A 6,398-nucleotide genomic window follows, 5' to 3' on the forward strand; every position below is an offset into this window, starting at 1 on the left:
TTACCTTTCAAAAACTGCGATGAATGGCTCCATTTCGGTTGAATTTTGTGCTACCCGGCGAATTTTCCTCCGTCTCTCCCTTTACGTGACACCAATCCCAAATTCCAGCTATTGAATTCAGGAATTGATATTTCATTTTCAAATCTTCGCAACGTTATGCTCTCAAAACATTAACAAACACGTCTACGAATGTGATGGAGATGAACAATGACAAGACAAATTAAACTCGGCGCATTTCTTCCTGGCGGCGGCCAGCATGTGGCAGCCTGGCGTCATCCCGATCAGCCCGCTGACGGCGCAACCAGTTTCGAGTTCCACAAACAGCTGGCGTTAACCGCCGAACGCGGCCTGTTTGATGCTTACTTCCTCGCCGACGGTCTGGCGGTTCCGGCTAAAGGCGGCACCGAAGGCGGCCGCGCCAAAATCGCCGGGTTCGAGCCGGTCACCCTGTTCTCCGCGCTGGCGCCGCTGACTAAAAACATCGGTTTTATCGCCACCGCCTCCACCACTTACGAAGAGCCCTATAACACGGCGCGTAAATTCGCCTCGCTGGATTTGATTTCCCAGGGCCGCGCCGGCTGGAACGTGGTGACCACCGCCACCGAAGCGGCGGCAGTGAACTTTAATCTCGACCAGCAGCATCCGCATGATTACCGCTATGAGCGCGCCCAGGAGCACGTGGAAGTGGTGAAAAAACTCTGGGACAGCTTTGAAGACGACACCTTTATTCGCGATAAAGCCTCCGGGCAGTTTATCGACCCGGACAAAGTGCATACCGCCGATCACGTCGGTAAGCACTTCAAGGTGAAGGGGCCGCTCAACGTACCGCGCTCGCCGCAGGGGCATCCGGTGATCGTCCAGGCAGGGCAATCGGATAACGGCCGTGAACTGGCCGCCGCCACTGCCGAAGTGATTTTCACCTCCCACCAGCATATTTCCACCGCCCAGGCGTTCTACCGCGACATCAAAAGCCGCGCCCGAGCGCTGGGCCGCCGCCCGGAACATATTCTGGTGATGCCCGGCGTCGCGCCGTTTGTGGGCCGCACCGAAGAAGAAGCCCAGGAGAAATACCGCGCGCTGACTTCATTAATTGTTGAGGAAGACGGGTTGGCGCTGCTCAACGGCCTCACCGGCGGCACCCTGAACTTCGCCGATTACGATCTCGACGGCCCGCTGCCGCCGCTGCCTGCCACCGAAGGGATGAAATCGCGCCAGGCGCTGATCCGCCAGATCGCCGACGAACACCAGTTCTCCATCCGCGAGTTGTACCAGTGGATCGCCACCGCGCGCGGCCACTTCACCATCGTCGGCACCGCTGAACAGGTGGCCGATACCCTGCAGGAGTGGTTTGAAAACGACGCCGCCGACGGGTTCAACATTCTGCCGCCGTACCTGCCGGGCGCGCTGAACGACTTTATCGAGCTGGTGATCCCGGAGCTGCAAAAGCGCGGCCTGTTCCGCACCGCCTATGAAGGCAGCACCCTGCGGGAAAACTTAGGGTTACCGTACCCGGAAAACCGTTATTCGATTCTGCGCAACAGCAAAGTGGCATGAGGGGTTAACGATGACTGATTTCAGCAAAGTATGGGTGCGCCCCCGGGCGCGCGGCCCTGGCGTTAATCTGGCGATTTCCGGTAAATGGCGTAAGCGCGCGCTGGCGTTCAGCGCCGATTACGGTCTGCTGGTGTTTTTCTTCGCAGGCTGGCAAATCGCCAGTACTCAGGGGTGGCTGAACCCGGCGGTGATCCCGCCGCTGGATAAAGTGTTTTATGCCTTGTGGAACGGTATCAGCTCCGGCGCGCTGCTGGACGATATCACCATCAGCCTGCAACGCGCCGGGCTGGCGTTCTTCTCGGCAGTGATTATTGGTATTCCGCTCGGGTTGTTTATGGGGCAAATCCGCCCGCTGGAGCGCGCGCTGGACCCGCTGTTGCAGCTGTTCCGCCAGACTTCGGCGCTGGCGCTGTACCCGGTGTTTATCCTGCTGTTCGGGCTGGGCGAAGGCTCTAAAGTGTTCGTGATTTTCTGGGCCGCGCTGTTCCCGGTGCTGCTGGCAACCATCAGCGGCGTGAAAGAGGTGGACCCGAAGCTGCTGGAGATGGCGAAAACCTTTGGCGCGCGCCGCTTAACGGTGTTCCGCCGGGTGATTGTCCCGGCGTCGGTGCCGTCGATTTTCGTCGGTCTGCGTCTCTCTGCCACGACCGCCCTGCTGCTGCTGATTGCCGCCGAGATGATTGGCGCCAATAAAGGCATCGGCTTCCAGGTGATGAATGCGCAATACAACTTCCAGATCCCGGTGATGTTCGCCGCCATTTTCCTGCTCGCCTTCTTAGGGCTGATGGCTAACCGCATCCTGGTGATCCTGCAACGCCGTCTGTGTCGTTGGAATACTCATAACCATTAAATAGCCGTTCACTTTTCGTACCTTGATTGACTTATTTGGGAATTCAAAAATGAAAAAACGCATCGCCTTATTTGCCGCATTCGCCTTTGCCAGCCTGAGTTTTTCGTCACTCGCCCAGGCGCAGGACAACGTCACGTTACGTTATCTGGCCAGCTACGGCGGCATCTCCGCCCATGAACTGGCCGACGCGCTGGGGTACTTCAAAGGCACCGGCGTTTCGATTGAAAACAAAGGCTATGCCAGCGGCGGCCCGGAATCGTTATTCGCGCTGGCCTCCGGCAGTGTGGATATCGGCTCCGCCGCCACCCCGGCGGTGCTGAACTCTATCGCCAGCGGCAATAAATTTGTGGCCGCCTACCCCACTAACGGCATCGATAACACCACTAAGTCAATCTTCTATGTGCGTGAAGACAGCCCGATCAAGACGGTGAAAGATCTGGCGGGTAAATCCGTGGCGATCAATACCCTGGGCGCGCATCTGGATTACACCCTGCGCGAAGCGTTACGCCAGGCGGGTTTGCCGCAAAACGCCGCTAAGCCGGTAGCGGTCCCCGGTCCGCAGCTTGAGCAGGTGCTGCGTTCCGGGCAGGTGGATGTGGCGGCGTTCGGTTACTGGCAAACCACCTTTGAAGGGGTGGCCCGCAGCCACGGCGGCCTGCGCCCGGTGTTTAACGATACGGCGGTGTTAGGCGAGATCGCAGGCGGTTTTACCGTGCTGCGTGAAGATTTCGTGCAACAGCACCCGGAAGCGGCGAAAACCTTTGTACAGCAGTCGGCCCGCGCGCTGGATTATGCCCGCGAACATCCCGCAGAGGTGCGCGCCATTATGGCGAAGGTGCTGAAGGAGCGCGGTGAAAACCCTGAAGTGGCCCAGTACTTTACCGGCTACGGGGTGCGTCCTGGCGGCAAAGCGGAAGATCGCGATGTGCAGTACTGGATCGATATCCTGGAGCGCGACGGCGCGCTGGGGAAAGACCAGCTCCAGGTGACTAACGTCTTGTACAAAGCGCAGTGAGGTGAATGATGACCACAGCAACCGATATCCGCCGCGGTGAAGTTTCCGTACAGCGCGTCTACAAATCGTTTTCCCTGAACGGCGAGCAGTTTGATGTGTTCCGCGATTTGAATCTGCATATCAGCGCCGGGCAAAGCATCGCCATCGTCGGGCCGAGCGGCTGTGGCAAAACCACCCTGCTGCGCATCCTGGCCGGGCTGGAAGAGCCGAATGCCGGCGATGTGCTGATTGACGGCAATGCGGTCCACGGCCTGAGCCGCGAGCGGGCGGTGATTTTTCAGGAGCCGCGCCTGCTGCCCTGGCTGTCGGTGCTGGATAACGTCAGTTTTGGCCTCGATGTCCAGGGCGTATCGAAGCGTGAAGCCCAGCAGCGCGCCCGCAAGGCGCTGGCGCTGGTGGGACTGAGTGAGTTCGAAAACGCCTGGCCGCGCCAGCTGTCCGGCGGGATGGCCCAGCGCGTGGGCATTGCCAGGGCGTTAACCGTGCAGCCGGAAATTTTGCTGCTGGATGAGCCGCTGGGCGCGCTGGACGCGATGACCAAAATCACCATGCAGGAGGAGCTGGCGCGCATCTGGGCGGAAGAGAATGTCACCATGATCCTGGTGACCCACGATCTGGAAGAAGCCATTTATCTGGCGGACCGGGTGCTGGTGCTGCCGAAGCATAAAGGCGGGGAGATCCGCTTTATCGACGTCACCCTGCCCCGCCCGCGCCTGCGCAGCCAGAGCGAGTTTGTGGCGCTGCGCCAGCAATTGATGGCCGAGTTTGGCTTACACTAAACCGTTGTATTGACATGGCTTACTGTGCCCTGGCTTACGCCGGGGCATTTTTTTGCCAGTTGCCAGCGAATTCGTCTGTAAACCTCAGATTTATCACATCGGATCCCTCGCTTCGCCAATATTCGTCTAAGGTTTTTCTATGGTTGTTTTCAGCCCCTGCGCTGAACGCCCTACGATGGAGAATCATTGATGACAAAATCAGCTATGCGTCAACCCCGTACCCTGCTGTTCGCTATTCAGATTGCGCTGGGCAGCGCCTTTTTACTCGTCGGCCCGCAGTCCGCGCAGGCGGAGGATCAACCCAAAGCCGCCGTGCAGCCGCCCGATGTGCTGCTTGGCCCGCTGTTCACCGATGTCCAGAGCGCCAAACTGTTCCCCGATCAGAAAACCTTTGCCGATGCGGTGCCGAAAAGCGACCCGTATATGATCCTCGCGGATTACCGGATGCAGCGTAATCAGTCGGGTTTCGATCTGCGCCACTTTGTGAATCTTAATTTCGATTTGCCGAAAGCGGGCGAGAAATACGTGCCGCCCGCCGGGCAAAGCCTGCGCGAGCATATCGACGGGCTGTGGCCGGTGCTGACGCGCAAGACCGATAAAGCCGCGAAATGGGATTCGCTGCTGCCGCTGCCGGAGTCTTACGTGGTGCCGGGCGGTCGTTTCCGCGAGGTCTATTACTGGGACAGCTACTTCACCATGCTGGGCCTGGCGGAGAGCGGCCACTGGGACAAAATCGAGGATATGGTGAAGAACTTCGCTTATGAGATCGACACCTGGGGCCATATCCCCAACGGCAACCGCAGCTATTATCTGAGCCGTTCCCAGCCGCCGTTTTTCTCGCTGATGGTCGAGCTGCTGGCGACCCACGATAAAACCGCGCTGAAAACCTTCCAGCCGCAGTTGACCAAAGAGTATCAATACTGGATGGAAGGCGGCGACAGCCTTGCGCCGGGCAGCGCCAGCAAGCGGGTAGTGAAACTGGAGAGCGGCGCGCTGCTTAACCGCTACTGGGATGACCGCGACACGCCGCGCACCGAATCCTGGCTGGACGATGTGACCACCGCGAAGAACAACCCGGATCGCCCGGCAACCGAGATTTACCGCGACCTGCGCGCGGGCGCGGCGTCGGGCTGGGACTTTAGCTCACGCTGGATGGATAATCCGCAGCAATTGGGCTCGATTCGCACCACCTCGATTATCCCGGTGGATTTGAACGCGCTGATGTATCAACTGGAGAAAACCCTATCCCACGCCAGCAAAGCCGCGGGTGATGAGGCAGGCGCGGCGCGCTATGACAAACTCGCCAGCCAGCGCCAGCAGGCGATGGAATCGACCCTGTGGAACGACAAACAGGGCTGGTACGCTGATTACGATCTGCGCCGTAAAGCGGTACGCGACCAACTAACCGCCGCCGCGCTGTTCCCGCTGTTTGTTAATGCCGCCGCCCAGGATCGCGCCGACAAAGTGGCGGCTGCCACTCAGTCGCAACTGTTAAAACCGGGCGGCGTGGTGACCACCACGGTCAACACCGGCCAGCAGTGGGATGCGCCAAACGGTTGGGCGCCGCTCCAGTGGGTCGCTGCCGAGGGGCTGGAGAATTATGGTCATAAGGATTTGTCGATGGAGGTGACCTGGCGGTTCCTGACCAATGTCCAGCACACCTATGACCGCGAGAAGAAGCTGGTGGAGAAATATGATGTGTCTTCAACCGGGACTGGCGGCGGCGGTGGGGAGTATCCGTTGCAGGACGGCTTCGGGTGGACTAATGGGGTAACGCTGGTGATGCTGGATAAGCTGTGCGCGGCGCAGAAGCCCTGTGATAGTGTGCCGGCCACGCGGCCGGGGGCGGGTTCGTCGGCTCCGGCGACGGGGGCGGGTTCGTCGGCTCCAGCCGCGGGGGCGGGTTCGTCGGCTCCGGCCGCGGGGGCGGATTCTGAACCCGCGAAGGTCGCGGAGCCGGAGGCGGCAAGCGCGCAGTAAGGGGATTTTAGAGACGTATTTGTTCCCGTTCGGTGGCGTTGTTCCGTTCGGTGGAAGGGTTCCGTTCGCCTGGGCTTAGTGGAAGGGTTCCGTTCGCTTTGTCCAGTGGAAGGGCTCCGTTCGCTCAGGCTACGTTCATCTATGCGGCTTCAGTGACGGCGAACGTGTCAGGGGCGCTCGCCGTGTATGAACCGGTCACATGGGTTACAGATCTGACCGG

General features: G+C 59.7%; 5 protein-coding genes. All 5 read left to right on the forward strand.

The window, feature by feature from the left end; genetic code table 11:
- The first annotated feature begins 207 nt into the window (after positions 1-207).
- The 5 genes from FHW74_RS17530 (at position 208) to FHW74_RS17550 (ending at position 6,178) form a co-directional block, all read left to right on the forward strand.
- A complete protein-coding gene (locus FHW74_RS17530) occupies positions 208-1,554 on the forward strand; it encodes an LLM class flavin-dependent oxidoreductase (RefSeq protein ID WP_183171644.1) in 1,347 nt (448 codons plus the stop codon).
- Between the two features lie 10 nt (positions 1,555-1,564).
- On the forward strand, positions 1,565-2,404 hold the full coding sequence (locus FHW74_RS17535) for an ABC transporter permease (RefSeq protein ID WP_183171645.1): 840 nt from the start codon (positions 1,565-1,567) through the stop codon (positions 2,402-2,404).
- A 49-nt stretch (positions 2,405-2,453) separates the two neighbouring features.
- Positions 2,454-3,419, forward strand: coding sequence for an ABC transporter substrate-binding protein (locus FHW74_RS17540; protein ID WP_183171646.1), 966 nt, complete (start codon positions 2,454-2,456; stop codon positions 3,417-3,419).
- Positions 3,420-3,427: 8 nt separating this feature from the next.
- Positions 3,428-4,198, forward strand: coding sequence for an ABC transporter ATP-binding protein (locus tag FHW74_RS17545; protein ID WP_183171647.1), 771 nt, complete (start codon positions 3,428-3,430; stop codon positions 4,196-4,198).
- Between the two features lie 189 nt (positions 4,199-4,387).
- Positions 4,388-6,178 (forward strand): alpha,alpha-trehalase, encoded by a 1,791-nt coding sequence (locus FHW74_RS17550; protein WP_183171648.1) that lies wholly within the window; start codon positions 4,388-4,390, stop codon positions 6,176-6,178.
- The last annotated feature ends 220 nt before the right edge of the window (positions 6,179-6,398 follow it).

The sequence above is a fragment of the Atlantibacter sp. RC6 genome (assembly GCF_014193285.1).
Lineage (GTDB): Bacteria > Pseudomonadota > Gammaproteobacteria > Enterobacterales > Enterobacteriaceae > Atlantibacter.